Origin of the sequence: Syntrophobotulus glycolicus DSM 8271 (assembly GCF_000190635.1) — a bacterium.
Lineage (GTDB): Bacteria > Bacillota > Desulfitobacteriia > Desulfitobacteriales > Syntrophobotulaceae > Syntrophobotulus > Syntrophobotulus glycolicus.
The window spans coordinates 815,147-834,766 of sequence record NC_015172.1 but is presented as its reverse complement, the minus strand read 5'-3'; the positions used below and the strand labels follow the sequence as shown (position 1 = coordinate 834,766).

Below are 19,620 nucleotides of genomic sequence, written 5' to 3'. Positions count from 1 at the left end.
AAGATCAACCACAATGGACCGGGCTACTGGCACAGGTCCAAGACCTTCTTCAATCCCGCCCTTAAAAATTTCTCCGCCCAGGGCCCGGCGAAGGACAGTCTGCCTGCCAACCTCGACGGATAATCGATATCGCCGTATCTGGATATGATCCCCTGCCATAAGGGATGCCTGAAAAAGCGAATCAAGGTGTCCATTTCCCGGTCCGACATCGTCAGGAAAATCTTCCTGTACCCGAGGGCCGCTTGGATTTCGTCCCCCATCTCCTTCTCCCATAACCGCTGGTACTCTGCAAGGAACTCGGCAGATAGATTTCCCTGGGAGAGGGCTTGCACTGCCACTTTGGCGCAGAGCCCCGCGCCGAGCAGTCCAAGATACAGCCCTCCCCCTGAGATGGGCTTGGTTTGGCAGGCGGCATCCCCTACCAGCATTGTTCTTTCGGCATAGATTCTGGAAAGCAAACCGATGGGCACTGCTCCGCCCGTGTTGCGGATAATCTTCATCCCTTGAAACAGTCCCGGCCAGGTATCCACCATATGTTGAAAGTAATACGCCGGGTTTTTGCCCCTCCCGCTTACACCGATCCCCACCCTGGCGCGCGTTTCGTCTACCGGTATGACCCAGCCAAACCAGCCTGGGGCGATGCCCCTGCCCAGGAAAATGTGAACCATCTCTTTTTCCCGGCACTTTAATTCCACTTCAGCCGCGCACATCGCCACCACGCCATCCGCTGCGGGAGCGTTGATCCGGCGGGCAACCTGAGAGTTGGCCCCGTCGGCCCCGATCAGCAAACGGGTCCGGACTGTCGTCTCTGTGCCGCCAGATCTTAACCTTACCCTGGCCCCTTCCGGGGAAAGCCCGCTTACACTGGCCCTGCACCCGGTCAGGATTTCTGCCCCGGCAGCTTGGGCCCGTTTTGACAACTTACGGTCAAATTCCGAGCGGTCGATCACAAAGGCGTATGCTTCTTTGTCCTTGATCGAGAGCACTTCCCCGCCGGGAGAGTGGACGAAAGCGCCATTGATTTGGTTCATGATCAGGCCGGCCGGTATGGCTGCGGCTTGCAAGGTTCTGCGGCTGACGAGCCCCGCACACTGTATGGGCTCGCCAATTTTCCGGTGCTCCTCGGCTACCATCACCTGATAACCTTTTTTCGCCATAAGCCGGGCTGTCTCACAGCCCGCCGGGCCCCCGCCAATGACTATCGCGTCATAGTTCATGCCGAATCCCTCCTTTCAAGATCAGTGCCCTCCTTGGTTTCCCTCACCAACAGGATGAACAGTTGACTGGATCCATCGGATTCACCTCTCCAGGAAAATTTTCAGATATTGGTCAATCCAAAAGTAGCAAGATTAAATTTGATTGTCTATGCAATTTGTCTAAAAGTAGCAAGATCGTGTCTGGATTTGTCATTTCAGCAAAAAAAAGAAGGCTTCATGGAGAACCCTTCCTTTGCTCTTGGGAACTTTGCACAGGGAATTTTCGGATCAATCAGCTCAAAACAAAAAGGCGCTGCAAAGCAGCGCCAAACAAGTCTGAGCAGAGCACATCAAACCCTTTAACTGATTTTTGGAACTTTTGCGTTTGTCAGTTCTTCAAGCTCCTTAAATTTTTCAACTGTGATTAAAGGCCTGTTCTTTGTATTTTCCATAACCAGTTCATAGCTGCTTCTGCTGACCGGAATCAGTTCCTTGACCATCTTTAAATTGATAATGAACCCGCTATGGCTTCTGAAAAATGGATATCCTTCCAATTGCGCTTCCAGAACAGAAAGCTTATTGTTGGTTTGAATTTGTCCGCCAATAAAATAAATCATGGACTTGCGGCCTTCCCTGGTGACATAGATGATGTCGTCGAGATTCAAATAAATAAGTTTGCTGTCACATCTGAAAAACTGTTTTCTGCTTACCTTTTCATGAAAGTAAGGCCTTGTCCTGGCAAAAGCTTTTTCTGACAACACTGCTTTGATCCTCTCCATGGTCTGACGGACCCGGTTCATTTTAAAGGGCTTCACCAGATAGTCGAAAGCATAGAGGTCAAAGGCTTTTTCTCTGAATTCGCTGAAAGCTGTCGCAAATACGATAAACGTCAAGGGATTGATGTCAAAGACCTCTTGGGCCAGTTCAACACCGTCCTTTCCCGGTAGGTCGATATCTGCAAAAACCACTTGCGGCGACAATTCTTGAATTAACCTTATTGCCTCCAGCCCATTTCCGGCCGCCCCTATGACCTCAACATCCTCAACCTCTTCCACCACTTTTTTGAGCACATGACGCATGTCAGGATCATCTTCAGCAATGAAGACCGTTATCTTCATACGAAATTCTCCCCTCCTTTTATTCTGATTTTACGGGAGGAGCAGGCTGATAAAACCAAAAGAAACACGCTGGCTTGACACCGACGGCGGCGACTAAGAAAGCAGCCATCACAACAGGGGTCACCATGAGTTTTTTAATCTTTTGCAGCATGAGCTGAACACCTCCTTTCTCTGGATAATCGTATTAAAAAGTCATCCGCTTTGTGGATAACCTTGTAACCCGGCGGAGAAAAACTGATTGTCTGGATCATGACAGCAAAAAGCCCGGCAGCCGCAAACGATGCGTGGCCAAAGTGAACCATAATGACACTGATCCCTAACCATAAGCAAAGATAGGCCAATGAAAGAATTTTAAACAGGATTCTTTCAGAAGCGCTTGTAATCTTTTTAAACGGTACTTCCCCCGGCACCCAGGCGATCACGCAGAGAACGGACAGGAAATATCCGGCCAGCAGGGAATAGCTCAGGAAGTCTGCTGATAAACGGCTTCCCAGATATAATCCTGTTTCTCCGGCTGTGAGATAACTGATCAGTCCCAGGGTAAGGCATCTCCAGTATCCGCTGCAGTGGGCTCCGCCGCTGAACAGCCGGTAAATCGCCCCGCAGGCCATTGCAAACATCACCTCAGGAAGTATTCCAAGGAAATAGGCCAGGGTGATCAGAATCCCCCCTTTAATGAGCGTCGCCAGGATCATTTCTAAGCCGAAACGCAACGTATCGATTTTGCCGGTATCCAGGGCCAGTTCTTTAGACAGGTAGTTTGCGGCTCCTCCAGCCATTTGACTTAGATTCATTCAACTTCGCCTCCTTTTTCAGCGGGATTGTAATGGTAAAAGCTGTTTCTTCAGGGTCGCTGCTGATCGCGATGTTGCCCCGGTGTTTGGTGACGATATCTTTGACAATTGCCAGGCCCAAACCGCTGTGATCTTTTTTTGTCGTGAAGTCAGATTTGAACATTGTTTCTCTGATTCTGGGGACGATAGGGTCCCCTGTATTGCTGACCATGAATACGTACGCTCCATGTTCACGGGCTATTTTTACGTTTACCTGCCTGCCTTCACCGGCTTCAGCTTCTACGGCCTCAAGCGCGTTGTCAATCAGGTTTCCCAGCAAGGAGCCGGCTTCATGCGGAGTTAACGGGAGATCTTTGAGGCTGCCTTCAACGGCGATTTCCATTTTGATTTTTCTGGCTTCAGCCAAGCCTATTTTGGTGTGGAGAAGGGCGCTGATGCTATAATCGTCAATTTTTATCAGTTCCGCGGTTTTGGATATCTCACCGAACGCCCTGCTGATGTAATCCCGCGCTCTCTCATAGGAGCCGCTTTCCAGCAGTCCGTAAATCGTCTGCAGCTGGTGGTGGAAATCATGTCTCTGCTTTCTGGAAGAGTCCAGCAATTGTTTGATCTGTTTGAAGTTTTCCTCCGCTCTTTTCGCCTCGTATTCCTTTTCGATCTCTTGTCCGATTTTTTTGACGGCGACAGTGGAGAGTACCGTTAAAATAATAATGAACATTCCCATGAACCCGTTAAAGATAATAAAATGCTCTCCCGGAAAAATGTTTAACATGGCAGCCTCAAAGGCGGTGTTTAATATGACCAGTAAAAGTAAGGGGAGGAGAACGACTACAGAGATAAAAAGATTATGTTTGTTCACAATGTCTGCCTTTAACTTGTCTTGAATTTCCTTTTTGGATAAATATCCCGAACGGCTATATTCTTGAGCATAACCCATCAAAGAGAAATGAAAAATTTTACACGCCGCGATAAAGATCAGCATGACCAGGGCCTGCGGGAGGAAGAAGAAGATTCTCATCGCGTTATTATTCCAAACATCAGTCAGGGAAACCCCTTTGAGATGCAACATGAGCTGTATTGCGATCGTTTCAACTGAGCCGTAAAAAATCAGGCCAAGTAAAGACGCCAGCAGCACTATCCTGCAGGGCAGGCGGGTAACCAGACGAATATTGAAAATGAATAAGAGTGTTTCAAGGATGGAGTGGAGCCCAAAGGGCACCGGGGATCGCTGAATGAGATAAGAAACCGCCGCCTGCAAAAATCCAATCATCAGTAAATCGCGCCACCGAGGTTTGAGCCCTACCATGAGAAACCCCAGGATCGCCACCAGGATCGATTCAGGAAACGATACGATCAGCAGGGAAAAGGAAGTCAGCCTCTCCAACGTGTCACCTCCCTTACTCAGATGTATTTATGTAAAAAGAAACCGGTTCCTGCCCGTCATGTCGAAAAGTTCCATTATCTTGTCTAAATGTTCCATTATCTTGCCCGAATTTGCCAATGCCCAGGTTCCGCATAAAAAAAACCGTTTCCGGATCGCCGGAAACGGAACCTTTCCTTTATCTAAAGAAAGCATCAGCTTTTCGTTCGGCGGCCCGGCGGTCCTGGCCCGGCATTTTTTCTCAAGAAAATGCCGGGCTTTAGACCCGTAGCTTTGCGTCCTTGCCTTTCGGCAAGTTTGCCTTTTCAGTTCACAGTCAGTTTCCTTGCAGAAACTCCCTTAATGATTAATACGCTCCCCCCCTTCCTTTTTGAGGGGTCGCGGAAAAATTTTTTTGGATATGTATTTGTCATCTACTCCTGAACGTTTACCCACAAATGCAAGGAGCGATAGGGAACGCTCTCCCCATCTTTAAACAGTAAAAACTCTACCTTCAGATTTTCATGAGGCTCATTTATCCTGAAGCTGACGGACTCTTCCTTTTTTTCCTCATTGTCCGCCTGAAAAGGCCCCAGCTGCCTCTTCACCTCCCCGTCCATTCGCACTTGGACGGTATAGGAGACCTGGCGGCCTTCGTGATTCACGGTTCCCAGGATCACTTCCTTGGTCTCACCCGTTTTCATCACCCGGGGGTAGCCCTCTGCCTTCCCGTCCGAACCCAAAAGATAAAACTCTGTGAACTTCTCACCAGCTGCTGGTATCGCCGCGGTATAATACAGGCTTCCTATCGCCAAAATAATCACTGCCGCCAGTACCGCCGCGAGAATTTTGTCCAGCCTGGAAAGGCTGCCCCATTTGATTGGTTTCACGTTTAAAGAAAGCCCAAAACGGTTTTCCAAAGAAAGTTTTTTTCTTCGGCAGATCGCGATAGCGGACAGCAGGATCGTGAAAACCAAAAGCGTCACCAGGATAGGGTAAAGCCCTATTCCCCACGGGACGCAGTTCAGGATGACACCTAGAAGCGGCACCACGGCTATACTCAGACCAAAGCTCAAGGCAAGCCGTTCAATCCCGTCGAGATCGCCCCTGGCCGGAAACAGAGCTGCGATTAAGGTATACCCGGGAAAAAACAGGACAAAAGGCAAACCTAACACAACCCGCCCGGTTCCGCTTCCATCCATCCCAATCAACACGACCAGAATAACAGAAAGAGATAGGATGAAGGGAAACTCGTTTTTTATTTCTATCCTCAACAAAAATTCAACCCCTTTAACAAACTGAAGCGAAAAGGTGACGGCGCTGCTTTCCGGCCCTGTCCGTTGTGTTTAAGGTTTTCACTGTTTTTCCGTAATCCTTAAGTTAGCAAGATCAAAGGTGATTGTCTATCTTTATTGTCATAAAGCAGCAAAATCGTGTCTAATTCTGCTAAAATCCTGTTTGGATTTGCATTTTCCTCCGCCTCAGCAGCCTGATGTAAATCCGCCGCGATTTGAGAAAAAAAACCGTCTCTCGTTTCTGTCTTAAGCCGCAAAAATGAGGCCGCCGCGGGCGAATTGATTAATTCGATGATGCGGCAGCCCCTTATTCAACTTGGTTTTCAGGCCCGGTTTTTGCCTGTTCTTTTCTTATTCCTTTGCTTATTCTTTGCTTATTCTTTGCTTATTCCTTTGCTTCAAAACCACGGCATCTTGTGGTCTATAGGTGCGCCTTTATCTCCTCCTGACCGTACATCCGTCATCATTTTTATCCATTCCACATGGAACGATGACATCAGGTTGATGTCAGGTATGTATTTTGCCATTTTCCCGTTCAAGGGAATAGGTCAACGGTAGTTTTTTGGGGGCTATCTGTTCGAGGAAACAGTTCCATTGTTTTCGTCTGTTCTCAGGTAAGTCAGGATACAGGTTTATTCTTCTGAAATAATGTCTTCCTGCTCATAGTAGTAGGAATAATCCACGCCTTTCATAAAGACCTCGCGGTCGTTAATCTTATCGGTTAAAGCCGATTTTAATAAGTCCTTTATTTGTACCGGATTTGAAACGCTTTTTTCCATGGCGGCGAGGTAGTCTTTCTTGTTGATTTTACTCCAATCAACGCAGAGTTTATGGTTCTTCTTCAGCATCAGGTCAAGCCAAATCCTCGTGCTTCTGCCGTTGCCCTCCATAAACGGGTGAGCGACGTTCATCTCCACATATTTGTCCGCAATTTCGTCAAAGGTGCTTTCGGACATTTTTTCTATGCTCTTCAGCGTTTCAGGCAGGAACCGCGCCATCGCAAACTGGAATCCGCTTTTTGCTATGTTGAGCGTTCTGATTTGCCCGGCAAAATCATAAAGCCCGCCGAACAGATAGCCATGAATCTGCTGCAAGCCTTTAACCGTCCCGACCTCTAATGTCTCAAGCAGGGAACTGTCAAAAAGCGCATATGCCTTGCTCTTGCTTTTGCCGTCGATTGTTTCGTCGCTATATGCGAACCATTCAATGAAACGATTTGCTTTTTTGCTTGGAAAATTCTTGGCAAGCGCAATGATGCCGTCATAATCAAGAACATTCGCCGCACGTTTTTTTCCATCTGGCGCCGTGAATTTGAACTGGGTAGTCACACTACCCAGTTGACTGTTTTCACGCTTTAACTTTGCTTTGAGGTATTTCCAGTAATTTCGGTTTTTTTCATAATCACTTTCGCCGCGCAAAACCCCGACTATGTCAAGCACGGAAAACCACCATTTAGAATTTGCGTCGTCCCATACAGCACGAACTTCCGCATCGTCAAAAAAGCGAATCGATATTTTATTCATTTAGAAAACCTCCTTCTCTGTTTTCTTTTAATCAATCGGCAATTCCTTCATCTATTATATCTCCCTTAACTGATATAAAAATGAAAAAACCGCCTGGAAACCTCAAACGGTTACCCAGACGGTCGGCTTACAACTCCTACTGCGCTCCCCGTGGTTTCTTCCACTTCCGTCAGTTACGCAGTTTCTATTTCAAATATACCATAATTTACTTCATAGATAAAGGCGGTAGGCCCTGAATTTATTGATTTCACACAGCGTAAAATCAATCAGTCATGTCATCCTCCTTTCTCTCTGTCCCAAGATATTTTACGCGCAGATAACTTGCCTGTTCCTCAGCAATTAAGCCAGCCCAAAGATCAGCATTAATGGCTCCATATAACTCATTCCACAAGCAATCAAGATATCCCACCTGCTCCTTTTCGCCTTGTAAATAGTCTTTTATTGCTTTTTGGACACTCTGCGATAACCCGGTCTCCAAGTAAGTTTTTTTGTTTGTGTTCCCGGCAGCTGTGTGTTTTTCCGGTCCTGCTTCCAGAGCCAGCAGTTCCTCAATGGACAAACCAAGTGCCTTGGACAATTTGGAAAGCGTCCCCGCGCCGCATCGGTCCAGATGGGTTTTCCCGGAATAAATATCTGCAAGAGTTGCCCATGGAATCCCGCTGATTTTCGATAAACGATAACGGGACATTTGCCTATCCTGCAAAAGCTGTTGTATTGTCATTTTTATCACCCACCTTCATTATATCGGTATTCCGATACATGATCAAGGAAGGCTACAGCACAGAAACAGTGTCAAGCCAAGCCGATTTTTGAAATCTTCAGCCTATTGTTTTCTTCCAGTAGCTTGATATTTTTGATAAAGTTCTTCATATTCCATACAGTTATTTTACCTTATCCGTCACATCAATTGAACAAGGATTGTCCACCTGCCTTGAGGAGACAAAAAAGATGTTTTATCCCTCTAGTATCCCCTTGGCGACAGCCTATATTTCAGAAATAGTCAGCCTATATTAGTAATTTTTTAGCGATTTAACCACCTGCTTACTGCTTACAATCATACTAAATTGTAAGCAGTAAAACCCTCAAAAGCATGTTAACCCTCGAAAGCTTTATTTGATCCAATTTCACTATCCATTAATAAAAAAACGCTGTACAGATAACTATGCCCACAGATCCGTGAGCACACATTCAGCTCCCTTAAATCTTCATCAACTGGGCATTATCGGACAGCATTAGCCACAAATTTTCATTAAGTACTTCATCTGGACGAAGACATATATCATCATAAATCCAATTCTCAATGCTTTTTGTCATCATGCTTCATTATTGAATACGTGTTGGGAGAATAAAACTCTTTGTAAAGCTTGCATTGCGTAATCATGCTTCATGGTTTCTGTCCCCTTGGTTGTTTCAGGACGTGCGGAAGCTGATTCCCCTAAACCAGTTCATTCATTCGCCTATAGATTTTTTTCATCATTAATTGTTTAACTAAATCACCAAAGGCTTTATCCTCCAGTATTTTTTCAAAGATTTCCTGATTCTGATCCATTCTTCCGATTAATTTATCTATAAACTTATCATCGAAAGCAAATTTAAAAGTGTCTATCTTATTAACTTTTGCTTGTGTCTGTAAGGTTTCATCTTCCATTAATTCAGCTTCAATTTGATCAAAGAATAAATTATCGGCTTCATCAAATTCTGTTCCGAATTGTTCATTAAGCATATTAATAATTTCGGAAAGCAAGGCTTTTTCCTCTTTAGCTCTTTTCAGTCCTGCTTCTGATGTTCCACTTAATTCGCCTTCTTCACCTTTTTGAAGTTCAATAGAACCTTCCTTTATCTTTTGCAAACGATAATATTCTAAAGCGACTTCATCATCTAATTGCAATGATTCTGAGAGCCCTCTTCTTGGAAGTCTTGTTTGTAAGAGCTTGGCATAAGCATAAAACTTCTCAGATTCAGCATCAAAAAAGGGCATTATTTGAGAAAGGAACGCGTATAAATTTGTCCAGGAACGTAAACCTTTTTTGAACTCATCTTGCCTTTCATGTTCTGGAATGTCTTTGTATCTATCTACAGCTGGATCAGTAAAGGCGTATAAAAGCTTTTGTTGTTTTGAATTGTTTAGTTTAGTTTTTGGGTCAAAATATATATTAGCAAATGCTTCTATTTCTTCTTTCCAGTATATTTTGAATTCATCCAATCTGGCCTTAAGGTCATATAAGTGGTTGACATCAGTTTCTTCTATTACGGAAGTGATCTCATAGTAAGGCTGAAATGAATCCAAAATGGTTTGCCTATCATTGGCAAAATCAAGCACGAAGGTATCTTCTTTGCCGGGGTGTATTCTGTTGAGCCTTGATAAGGTCTGAACGGCTTTTACACCTGATAGCTTTTTGTCAACGTACATAGTATGAAGTAAGGGCTGGTCAAAACCGGTTTGATACTTGTCTGCAACTATTAATATTCTATATTCGTCTTTATCAAAAATGGCTGGAAGTTCTTTTTCTCCATATCCTGTCATTTGAGGTTCAGAAACTCCATCAGGATAGTTGTCATCAGTCACTTTACCTGAAAAGGCTACCAAAATTTTTATTTCGTTTGCATACCCTTTGGTCTTTATATATCTATTAAATTCCTCAAAATAACGTTTGGCGTGAAGCCTTGACCCACAAACCAACATGGCTTTGGCTTTGCCTCCTATTTTTTTGGAAACAATTTCTCTGAAATGCTCTATTATGATTTCGGTCTTCTGAGCTAAGTTGTGAGGATGCAGGGAAACGAATTTACCAATTGCTTTGGCAGCTCTTTTCTTATTTAGATTCGGATCTTCTTTTATTGCTTTAGTCAATTTAAAGTAGAGTTCATAAGTGACGTAATAATGCAATACATCTAAAATAAAACCTTCCTCTATGGCTTGACGCATGGAATACAAATGGAATGGCTTTGGTTTGCCCTCGGAATCCTTATCTCCAAAGACTTGCAGGGTTTTATATTTCGGTGTTGCGGTAAAGGCAAAAAATGAAATATTAGGCTGTTGCCCCCTTGATGCGGCCGTCCTTTCAATTTGCTCTCTTACAAAATCATCACCATTATAATCATCTGTATCCTCTGTTTCTGCTTTTTCCAATGATTTTTCAGCCAGTACTTCTTTTAGTTTTTTACTTGCTTCGCCACCTTGAGAGCTGTGGGCTTCATCGATAATTACGGCATATTTTCTATCCGGTAATTCTCCAACCTTGTCTACTACAAAAGGGAATTTTTGCAAAGTAGTAATGATGATGTTCGTCCCATAACCCAAGGCAGAAGCTAACTGCGAGCTGTCTTTATCGATTTTTTGAACTACACCTGTTTTGTGTTCAAATTGATAAATAGTGTTTTGCAACTGTTGATCAAGAACTTTTCTATCGGTAACAACGATTACAGAATCAAAAATCCGTTCATCTGTAGCGTTGTGCAAACTCGATAAACGATAAACCAACCAAGCAATAGAGTTACTCTTTCCCGAACCTGCGGAGTGTTGAATCAGATAGTTTTTACCAGTCCCTACTTCCAATACCTTTTCGCTTATCCTCCTAACTGCATCTAATTGATGATATCGTGGAAATATCAATTTCTCTTTTTTATAAACTTTTCCTTCCACTTCAATTTCTTCTGTTTGCAAATGCACAAAGCGTTGAATTATTTCCATCCAACTATCTTTTTGCAAAATATTTTCCCACAAGTAAGCCGTGCGGTATCCATTGGGATTTAAGGGATTGCCCTTACCGCTGTTTGCGCCTTTGTTGAATGGTAGCCAATAGGTTTTACTCCCATCAAGTTTGGTGGTCATAAATACTTCATCCTGGTCAACAGCAAAATGCACTAAAGATCTTTTCCTGAAAGCAAAAAGAATTTCTCTGTTATCTCTGGTGCTGGCGTATTGTTTTAAAGCATTGCCCACATCCTGACCTGTAAATTGATTTTTAAGTTCAAAAGTAGCTACAGGAATACCGTTGAGCGAAAGCAATACATCTAAACTGTTTTTATTTTTGGTGCTATAAAAAATTTGACGATAGACTTTCAGGCTGTTTTTATTGTACAGATCAATTGCATCAGGGTTTAAACCCGAAGCAGGCTGAAAAAAGGCCATTTGAAAACGCACACCGTAATCAACAAAGCCATTGCGAAGCACATCCAGACTGCCTCTTAAGTCCAGTTCCTTGTATAATCTTTGAATGACGCGATTATTAGCATCCTCTCCGTGAATGGAATAAATTTTATCCCACCGTTTTGGTTGGGATTCCTGTAAAAACTTAATCACTTCATATTTAAACATACCAAGTTCAGGACTATAATCGGGGGCATTTCCTTCTGTGTAACCACCCTGTTCAACAAGGGATTGTACTAATGCGCTTTCAAATGTATTTTCTGTTGTTATGCTCATGCTTCTTCACCTTCATCCAATAGCCTTTGCTCTGCTTCAAGTCTGCAAAGAAACTGTCGATAAGCAACGTCTTTAAAAATCAATCTTAGCTCGTGTTTAGCTTTTTCCGATAAGCTATCTTTCAGAAAACCTGATTCATCGAAGCATTCTTGTATGAACTCACAATTATCTTGATATATTTCTTCGGTAATATTGGCTAGTCTTGCCGGTAAGTCTGATTCTATGATTTCAAAAGTATCAGGATTGAAATAACGCACCAATGGTTTATTGACTTCGTTGTACTCTCTGCCTTGAAAGCATGGCTTTCCTTTGCTTGAAGCCCAATAGACTCCAAAAAACTCTGTACGGTTAGATTTGTATATTTTTGCAATCTGTAAGCTGCCATCTACTTCACGAATATCTTTATTTAAAGAAAAATCACGAAGAATCTTTAGCGGTTCCATATCAATGGGGTCATCTTGCTTGTCTTCATCATAAACCATCTTTTTATAGGCTTTGAAGGCTTCTTCTCCTATTTCCGGAGAAGGATCTCCCAAAAAAGTATAAAATCTTTTTTTACTTAAATTACCGTTCAGTTCATCAAAAATAAAACCTTCCACTTCTGAAGAATAATGAAGCTTCCATACTCGAAAACTACCTTTCTCCCAATCCCAGCCACCAAAAAGGAATTTAGCCCCACCTCTTAAATCGTTAATGTCTTCATTCGGTATTTCTGATATTATTTTTTTTACTAATTCAGTGAATAAATCAGAAATATAAACCAATACTTCATTAAGTTTAGCAAATGGAGATTGTAAATAATCGTCAAAATGAATAGCCGAGACAAGATTTAGGACTAGGGGATATGCTCGCATGGTACTACCTGCAAAGCTAAGCAGGCAATCTTTTCTTGGTAGTTCAAACAGTTTAATACCGTGCTTCCATTTTTCTCCACCTGTTAAGCAGCTATCAGTAGCGAATATCAATTCTTCGGTATCGTTTGCTTGTCGTATCCATGCTGTACATAATGTCATAATCTAGTCCACCACCTTTATTTTTCCTGTTACCACTTCGCTGATCAAAGCTGTGCGGTATTCGGTTAAGAATTCTATCAATTTTTCATTTCTGAATTTTTTGGCATCTATACTGGCACATTCGGTTTTTATATGGTGGACAATGGATTGTTGTTCTTCGAAAGGGGGTGTAATAAATTTAATTTCCTTTAGTTTTTCTACAGTCAAATGAGCAATACTTATTTTATTGACAATTAAATCAAATGCTCCTTTTTTACCATACAAATAAAATAGTTGCAAAAAATAATTTGAGTCAGAATTATCATTCAGTGTAACTTTATGAACAGAATTTTGAATATAGCATTCTTCAAGCTCTTCTTTCCATATACAAGTTCTCCCAACTTCTCCACCTTCACTTACTAAAAGATCATTTCTATTCAAACGATACTTATTTAACTCTCTTTCAGAAAACCACATTTCTTTTACATCATCTACATTAACACTGAGCCAATTTAAATTAGCAGCACGCAAATATGGTTTTAGGTAGTACTCGCCTTTATCTTCCGTTGTTAACATTTTACCTAGCACGATATTTGCTACATATTTCAACCTCTTAACTTCCCAATGCTCCGGAATTTCTCCCAGCCATTCAATGCCTGAATCTTTCATAGGTGCATCAGGATTAATGCCTTTGGTAACGGCCTGGTTGATGATGGCGGTTTTTTCCTCTTCGTAGAGTTCAAGCAGGCGTTTTTTGTCAGCAATCAGTTCGTCTATCTCTGCTGTTTTGCGGTCGAGGTAGTTAGCAATGGCGGTTTGTTCAGGTAGGGAGGGTAATAATGCTTTGTATTGTCCCATCGCCTCCTGAGTTATTCCATAAAATGTTGTGCCTGTTTTTGTAAGTTCAACATGATGCTTAAAAGGAAGCCCTTTTAGTTGATAATATATAAAGCGAGGGTTATAAAAATTATTTAATGGGCGTAGTACAAGTAGATGACTGTTTAGTGATGCCTTGTGTGGGTATGGAATTGAATCTACATAAAGCAATTTACCGATGGTTCCGTCTTTTGTGAATAAAACATCTGATTCTTTCAACTGAATTTCTGGTGCTTCATTATACCTTTCTTCTAGAATATGATATACTTCATCCCATCTTATTTTCCCATCATGAAAATTCATACCCGTAATTAAGAATGGGTCTTCAGGATTACTTGTAAATTCGGCTTGCTTCAGCCCTTGCCAACCTATTCTTCCTTTCATATAGGAAATATAGCCGAATTTCTTAACTTCCCAATGCCCCGGGATCTCTCCAATCCATTCAATACCACTGTCTTTATATGAATTGTATTTTTTCATGATTCTAGCACCGTTTTTTCCGTTTCCAAAGTCTTCTCTTCCAAAGCTAAAATATCAGCTTTAATATCTGCCAATGCTCTCAATGGCTTAAACTCATAGAAATACTTGGTAAAGTTAATTTCATAGCCAATTTTGGTTTTACTGTGGTCAATCCATGCTTCTAGAAGGTGTGGTTTTACTTCGGTTTCAAAGTATTCCTCAATGGTTTGAGGGATAAGATTACCATCGGAACCCTTTTTTAAGAAAGGAATATTCTCATAATCTCTTAATGAAGTATCCGGTTTAGGTTGTCCTTTGCTTTTTACCACTTTGCTATTTTCTTTCATTGGCTGTTCAACGGTAATTCGCCAATAGCCAAAAAATTCGTTGGGGTATATTTTAACAAATTCATTTTCTTCAAAATTACCGTAAAGCTGGGTAATAAAGCCGATACCTTTGGTGTTGCCGTTTTCAGCAATTTTCTTGCGCTTGTCGCCCAGGCTTCTATCCATCTTTTGCCAAAAACGATTAAAGTCTAATTTGCCTTCTTTGGTCAGTTCTTCGTCTTTTGCACCTGTGGCGTTAATGAGCTGTACTTTACCTTTGCGTTCTTCACTTTTGCTGTTGTTTATAATCCAGATGTAAGTACTGATGCCTGTGTTATAGAAAAGTTGGTCGGGTAAAGCAATAACTGCTTCCAGCCAGTCATTTTCAATAATCCACTTTCTAATATTACTTTCACCACTTTCAGCAGCTCCTGTAAACAGTGGTGAGCCATTGAATACAATCCCAATTCGTGTGCCACTTAATTTCATTTTAGAGATCATGTGTTGTAAAAAAAGCAAAGAACCATCATTAATTCTTGGTAAACCCGCACCAAAGCGGCCATTCATGCCTTTGTTGTCCGCTTCAGCCTTAATTATTTTTTCAGCCTTTTTCCAGTCCACACCAAAGGGAGGATTAGAAAGCATGTAATCAAACTTTTCTTCTTCCAGACCATCAACAGTAAAAGTGTTACCAAACTTGATGTTGCTGGGATTTTGCCCCTTAATCAACATATCAGATTTACAAATAGCATAAGACTCAGGATTAATTTCCTGACCGAATACTTTTAGCTCCGCTTTAGGGTTAAGTTCTTTAACATACTGTTCGCCTACAGAAAGCATACCTCCTGTACCGCAAGCAGGGTCATATAGTGTCTTAACAATACCTTCTTGAGTGAGAATATCTTTATCTTCTATGAACAACAAGTTTACCATCAAACGAATGACTTCTCTTGGCGTAAAATGCTCCCCAGCTGTTTCGTTGGATTGTTCAGCAAATCTTCTGATTAAATCTTCAAACACATAACCCATTTCCATAGAGTCCATATCAGTCAGGCCAATCTCTTGAAATGCTTTAAGTACTCTAAAAAGGATATCAGTTTTAGGATCATCCATACGGTCAATATGGTCGTCAAAGTTGAAATATTCAATTATTTCCCTTGCACTACTGGAAAAACCGTTGATGTAGTTTCTAAGATTTACAGAAACATTATTGGGGTCGGCAATTAATTTATCAAAATTTAATTGACTTCTGTTGTGAAAGTTAAACCCCGCAATTTTATTGAGAGCTATATCTTTGGCACTTTCTTTCAGTGACTCCACTTTTGGCAAGTAATCCAAAACTTTCTGCTTGGTTGGCTCGAGTACACAATCTAGCCGTCTAAGCACAGTCATTGGAAGTATGACTTTTCCATAGTCTGACTGTTTGTAATCACCTCGAAGTAGATCTGCTACTTTCCAAATCAGGTCTGCTTTTTCTTTAAAATTCTTCATTTATGCTCGTCCTTTTCTTCAGGTTCCCCATACCCAACATGGACTTTGGGCATCTTAATAGGCAAGTTTTTCTTTAATTTATTCACACATGTATCATAACAGAAAGATGGTAGACTCCCAATCGCTATTCAAGAAACATTTATGTAATTCTTAGCTTTTCAATAAAATATAATGTCCTTATCAATCTTCTGTTAAACTTATAAGTGCAATGCTTCTTAATATTCGAGTTATCAACACGATAAAGTTATGGGGTGATCTTCACTAATTAGTCTTTCAATAATCCGCGCGAATGTTATTTCGGTAATTTTTGCTTTAGACTACCCCCTCAAACTCTCGTCTAATATAACCTCCAATTATAGATATAATTATATCAAAGATTCTCGAAGAACTTGTTAAAAGCCTTTTTACTCAATTAAATTTTCAGAAAACTATTAGTACTTTTTTCACTGAGCGTTAAGTCATCGACGTACTTTGCTCGACCCCGCTGAAGAGGCGATGCTATTCAATTTTGATATTGATAAAAACAATAACTGGAACTACAATGAATGCGTTCAATGCGGAGAATGTATAAACTCATGTCAAGTCCATGCTCTTAAAAGAAGCTGGAGATAGGGTTGTATTTCTTAATTCAATACATTTATAACTTTTCAATACCGGCAAAGCAGCTTGATGGCTTCTTTGCCGGTATTACTTTCGAGTCCTGATGCCTTTGGATTCTTTATGCCGATTATGTGAGAACAAATTTTTAAATGCCAAAAGGGCCGGGAGTCACTTAAGATACCCGGCCCTTTTTTAAATAGTCCTCTATTTGCTTAATCTAAACAAAGCCCCGCCGATAATCGTATACAATCGGTCATCGTTTGTTAGAATTAAATTCGACCCTATTCCGTCTTCTGTTTCATTCTGATAATTTGAGACGTCAATTTCGGTTATTGTATTATCGGTAACTTCCAAGCTGCTGAAATGGATTCTGCAATTCATGTAAAAATCATCATCGGTCAATATGTTTTCCTTATATATCGGATTTTCTATGGTTCCTTTGTTTGTGACGATTTGTTTTTCATTTACGATAATCTTTTTCCCGATATAGCTATTAGCTTTTTCTGTCGTTAAAGCTGTAACATTGCTGGTTGGTACCACTCTATCAATGACCCATACCCCAAAATAGGGCGGTTCTATAGAAGCGGGGCTTCCATTAATAGAATGAACATTCTCAGAAGGAGGAAGAACATCGTTCGTTTCATTTGTATTGTTTTCAGGAAAATTTTGTTGGGCATTGACCGGAGAACCCGGCGATGAATCGTTTTGTTTTATGCTGCCGCATGCTGCCGTAAAGATCATCATTATCCCTATCAATAATAACAGACTACTTGTTAACTTATTCAAATATGATTTCTCCCGCAAATTTTTCTAAATATGATCTTATTATACAGCCGACGCTTAAAAGAATCTATTTTTTACAAGGTTTATCTTCAATCAGTTTTGCGCTGAACTGAGGTTGACCTTTCAGGTAAGTTCAAAAAGGCGTAAAGGAATGTGGTTTATTTTACTTTTTTGTCTTCCTCTAATTTCTATAAAAGTATTTTTATGTTTGACAGATTTCGCGCGAATTCGTCAGGCATTTTATGCCATAATGAGGACAGGATTGGGGATGAACCAGCCCTGCCGCGGCCTGGCGAAGTAGCGGCCTGGCGTTGCTGAATATATCTGACAGATGCAATATGCTGATTCAGGCAAACCTTCTGATCGTCATCAATATGAACATCACGCGCAAAATGTTGAGGGGCGCCTTGGAATTTACCGCACCTGTTTCGCGAGAGGAGGTGAATACGGCTATATTTACAAAAGGCAGAAAACTGACTTCCGAAGAAACGGAGGAGTTTAGTCAGGAACTCATCCGTACCAATTATTACAGAATTCGTAATTTAAGCATAATCATTATCGTTTTTATTATTATTCTTTTGTTTACTCTTGATCTGCCAATCATGCGGAATGGCCTCAATTCTGTTGGCAATGAATACAAGGTACTTTTCTTTTTGCATTTATCCACATTATTACTTATGCTTGTTTTCTTTGGTATTTCATGGTTCAAACTCAGGCCCCAAGCTTCCGCGTTCACCAGGCGTGATCATCTGCTCGCTTTTCTATTTAATTTTATTCTTGCAATTATCTGTGCATTATTTTCAGTTAACGATCAGCGGATTGACGGGGAAATAACGCTTTATCTCTTTGGGGCATACCTGATTGCCATCGTGAATTACCACCATCCGGTACGGAGCCTGTGGATCTATCTTCCAACTCATATCATCTTCATTGTGGGAATAAGCCAATTACAGACTAACCCCCTTCTCTTGCGCGGTTATTATTTCAATAGCACCATTGTTATCATCTTAGCCTGGTTTATCTCTTACTTTTTTTATTACGCGAAAAAAAAGGACTTCATGGCGGAGAAAGCTCTTCAGCACAGTGAGCAGCGGGCTTTGGCCCTGGTCGAAGATCTCAAAAAGGCAGACTATCAGAAAAACCGGTTTCTCAGCAGTCTGTCCCATGAACTGAGGAACCCCTTAGCCTCAATGATGATGAGTCTTTCTCTTTTTAAACTTGCCGCCCCGGACTCCCCGCAGGCGGCACAGGCTATGGAGATCTTCGAACGGCAGACGATTCAGCTCTCCAGATTAGTGGATGACTTGTTGGAAGTAACCCGCATCACCCAGAACAAGATCAAACTTAATACAGGCTTAGTCGAGCTCAATAGCTTGGTCCAGCGGACAGTGAAAAACTATAAACAAATGTTTACGGAAAAAGGACTGAGTCTGGAAGTCGAAGATTATGTTCAGCCGGTATACGTCCTTGCTGATTCAGCCAGGCTGATACAGATTATTGAAAACCTGTTGTATAACGCTCTGAAATTTACAAACACAGGCGGGGAAGTTCGGGTTATCGTTTCTAAAGATGAAGACAAATCCGCAGCCATTATTCAGGTTAAGGACAACGGGATGGGCATTAAGCAAGAGTTGTTGGAAGATTTGTTCCTGCCGTTTGTCCAAGCAGATCTTACTCTGGCCCACAGCAGCGGAGGGATCGGTCTGGGCTTGGCTATTGTCAAAGGGATGGTAGAATTACACGGCGGGAAAGTTTTCGCCAAGAGCGATGGTTTAGGAAAAGGAGCTCAGTTTATCATCCAGCTTCCTCTGGAGGTTAATCAAGAGCCTCAAAAAAGCTTTACGCAACAAAAAGGCAGGAAGAATTCCGGCAGACGGCGGATCCTGATTATTGACGATATTCCGGATGTGGCGGAGATTCTGTGTTCCCTGCTGGGTCACTTAGGCCATGAAGTTATTTCCGCTCCGAATGGAATCAAGGGATTAGCCAGGGCAAAAGAATTTCAGCCTGATGTAATATTTTGCGATATCGGGTTGCCCGGTATGAACGGATATGAAGTGGCACGCAATTTACGGAGGGATGAGCGCTTGAAAGACGTCTATCTGATCGCCTTATCGGGATACGCCCAGCCGGAGGATATGGAACGCTCCAAAGAAGCCGGCTTTGATCTGCACGTGGCCAAGCCCGTGGATTTAGTTAAATTAGAACAAATCTTGGAGGAAGAGATTCAAATAGAGTGTATTCAGGCATAGGCCTTCAGATTGAACAAAAGACCAATCCGGTTTCATTGCTGTTTCTCTGCGGCCAATCCGCGAAAAGAGTATTCCTTTGCCTCAAGAAAGCAAGAAAGGGGGAATATCACTATTTTGATGCGTTTATAA

Annotated in this window: 16 protein-coding genes and 2 riboswitches; of the genes, 2 read left to right on the top strand and 14 right to left on the bottom strand. The window is 41.8% G+C overall.

What is annotated here, in order from left to right:
• Positions 1-23: 23 nt before the first annotated feature.
• The 13 genes from SGLY_RS04350 to SGLY_RS04280 all read right to left on the bottom strand — a co-directional run bounded on the left by SGLY_RS04350 (position 24) and on the right by SGLY_RS04280 (position 15,856).
• Complete coding sequence (locus tag SGLY_RS04350) at positions 24-1,217, bottom strand: geranylgeranyl reductase family protein (RefSeq protein ID WP_013624076.1); 1,194 nt, start codon at positions 1,215-1,217, stop codon at positions 24-26.
• A gap of 338 nt (positions 1,218-1,555) precedes the next feature.
• Positions 1,556-2,314, bottom strand: a complete 759-nt coding sequence (locus SGLY_RS04340) for a LytR/AlgR family response regulator transcription factor (protein WP_013624075.1) — start codon at positions 2,312-2,314, stop codon at positions 1,556-1,558.
• 19 nt (positions 2,315-2,333) lie between these two features.
• Positions 2,334-2,465, bottom strand: a complete 132-nt coding sequence (locus tag SGLY_RS17410) for a cyclic lactone autoinducer peptide (protein ID WP_013624074.1) — start codon at positions 2,463-2,465, stop codon at positions 2,334-2,336.
• Positions 2,449-3,108, bottom strand: a complete 660-nt coding sequence (locus SGLY_RS04335; protein ID WP_013624073.1) for an accessory gene regulator ArgB-like protein — start codon at positions 3,106-3,108, stop codon at positions 2,449-2,451. The genes SGLY_RS17410 and SGLY_RS04335 overlap by 17 nt, the downstream gene beginning before the upstream one ends.
• Complete coding sequence (locus SGLY_RS04330) at positions 3,062-4,492, bottom strand: ATP-binding protein (RefSeq protein WP_013624072.1); 1,431 nt, start codon at positions 4,490-4,492, stop codon at positions 3,062-3,064. The genes SGLY_RS04335 and SGLY_RS04330 overlap by 47 nt, the downstream gene beginning before the upstream one ends.
• Positions 4,493-4,694: 202 nt before the next feature.
• Positions 4,695-4,801, bottom strand: a riboswitch (cyclic di-GMP riboswitch).
• Positions 4,802-4,902: 101 nt separating this feature from the next.
• Entirely contained in the window at positions 4,903-5,745 is an 843-nt protein-coding gene (locus tag SGLY_RS04320) for a DUF1616 domain-containing protein (protein ID WP_013624071.1), read from the bottom strand.
• A gap of 98 nt (positions 5,746-5,843) precedes the next feature.
• Entirely contained in the window at positions 5,844-6,020 is a 177-nt protein-coding gene (locus tag SGLY_RS18070; RefSeq protein WP_169312007.1) for a hypothetical protein, read from the bottom strand.
• 375 nt (positions 6,021-6,395) lie between these two features.
• Positions 6,396-7,286, bottom strand: coding sequence for a protein adenylyltransferase Fic (fic, locus tag SGLY_RS18540; protein WP_013624070.1), 891 nt, complete (start codon positions 7,284-7,286; stop codon positions 6,396-6,398).
• Between the two features lie 105 nt (positions 7,287-7,391).
• Positions 7,392-7,473: riboswitch (ZMP/ZTP riboswitch) on the bottom strand.
• Between the two features lie 75 nt (positions 7,474-7,548).
• The gene (locus SGLY_RS04305; protein WP_013624069.1) at positions 7,549-8,007 is read right to left on the bottom strand and encodes a helix-turn-helix domain-containing protein; all 459 of its coding nucleotides are present in this window, start codon (positions 8,005-8,007) and stop codon (positions 7,549-7,551) included.
• Between the two features lie 714 nt (positions 8,008-8,721).
• Positions 8,722-11,712: a type I restriction endonuclease subunit R gene (locus SGLY_RS04300; protein WP_013624068.1), complete on the bottom strand. Its 2,991-nt coding sequence runs from the start codon at positions 11,710-11,712 to the stop codon at positions 8,722-8,724.
• Positions 11,709-12,725 (bottom strand): hypothetical protein, encoded by a 1,017-nt coding sequence (locus SGLY_RS04295; protein ID WP_013624067.1) that lies wholly within the window; start codon positions 12,723-12,725, stop codon positions 11,709-11,711. Before SGLY_RS04295 ends, SGLY_RS04300 begins: the two co-directional genes overlap by 4 nt.
• Before the next feature lie 3 nt (positions 12,726-12,728).
• Positions 12,729-14,060: a restriction endonuclease subunit S gene (locus tag SGLY_RS16995; protein ID WP_013624066.1), complete on the bottom strand. Its 1,332-nt coding sequence runs from the start codon at positions 14,058-14,060 to the stop codon at positions 12,729-12,731.
• Positions 14,057-15,856: a type I restriction-modification system subunit M gene (locus SGLY_RS04280; protein WP_013624065.1), complete on the bottom strand. Its 1,800-nt coding sequence runs from the start codon at positions 15,854-15,856 to the stop codon at positions 14,057-14,059. The genes SGLY_RS16995 and SGLY_RS04280 overlap by 4 nt, the downstream gene beginning before the upstream one ends.
• A 495-nt stretch (positions 15,857-16,351) precedes the next feature.
• On the opposite strand from SGLY_RS04280, the gene SGLY_RS18610 reads away from it, so the two are divergent.
• Positions 16,352-16,468 (top strand): 4Fe-4S binding protein, encoded by a 117-nt coding sequence (locus SGLY_RS18610; protein WP_083811180.1) that lies wholly within the window; start codon positions 16,352-16,354, stop codon positions 16,466-16,468.
• A gap of 192 nt (positions 16,469-16,660) precedes the next feature.
• Here SGLY_RS18610 and SGLY_RS04275 read toward each other — a convergent pair whose 3' ends face one another.
• The gene (locus SGLY_RS04275; RefSeq protein ID WP_013624064.1) at positions 16,661-17,242 is read right to left on the bottom strand and encodes a hypothetical protein; all 582 of its coding nucleotides are present in this window, start codon (positions 17,240-17,242) and stop codon (positions 16,661-16,663) included.
• Positions 17,243-17,550: 308 nt separating this feature from the next.
• Here SGLY_RS04275 and SGLY_RS16990 point away from each other — a divergent pair, with 308 nt between their 5' ends.
• Positions 17,551-19,491: an ATP-binding response regulator gene (locus SGLY_RS16990; RefSeq protein ID WP_013624063.1), complete on the top strand. Its 1,941-nt coding sequence runs from the start codon at positions 17,551-17,553 to the stop codon at positions 19,489-19,491.
• Positions 19,492-19,620: the final 129 nt, after the last annotated feature.

What these genes read in the sequence shown, in the direction of transcription:
- SGLY_RS04350 (WP_013624076.1), bottom strand. Translation starts at nt 1,217, where the DNA reads ATGAACTATGACGCGATAGTCATTGGCGGGGGCCCGGCGGGCTGTGAG.
- SGLY_RS04340 (WP_013624075.1), bottom strand. Translation starts at nt 2,314, where the DNA reads ATGAAGATAACGGTCTTCATTGCTGAAGATGATCCTGACATGCGTCAT.
- SGLY_RS17410 (WP_013624074.1), bottom strand. Translation starts at nt 2,465, where the DNA reads ATGCTGCAAAAGATTAAAAAACTCATGGTGACCCCTGTTGTGATGGCT.
- SGLY_RS04335 (WP_013624073.1), bottom strand. Translation starts at nt 3,108, where the DNA reads ATGAATCTAAGTCAAATGGCTGGAGGAGCCGCAAACTACCTGTCTAAA.
- fic (WP_013624070.1), bottom strand. Translation starts at nt 7,286, where the DNA reads ATGAATAAAATATCGATTCGCTTTTTTGACGATGCGGAAGTTCGTGCT.
- SGLY_RS04305 (WP_013624069.1), bottom strand. Translation starts at nt 8,007, where the DNA reads ATGACAATACAACAGCTTTTGCAGGATAGGCAAATGTCCCGTTATCGT.
- SGLY_RS04300 (WP_013624068.1), bottom strand. Translation starts at nt 11,712, where the DNA reads ATGAGCATAACAACAGAAAATACATTTGAAAGCGCATTAGTACAATCC.
- SGLY_RS04295 (WP_013624067.1), bottom strand. Translation starts at nt 12,725, where the DNA reads ATGACATTATGTACAGCATGGATACGACAAGCAAACGATACCGAAGAA.
- SGLY_RS16995 (WP_013624066.1), bottom strand. Translation starts at nt 14,060, where the DNA reads ATGAAAAAATACAATTCATATAAAGACAGTGGTATTGAATGGATTGGA.
- SGLY_RS04280 (WP_013624065.1), bottom strand. Translation starts at nt 15,856, where the DNA reads ATGAAGAATTTTAAAGAAAAAGCAGACCTGATTTGGAAAGTAGCAGAT.
- SGLY_RS18610 (WP_083811180.1), top strand. Translation starts at nt 16,352, where the DNA reads ATGCTATTCAATTTTGATATTGATAAAAACAATAACTGGAACTACAAT.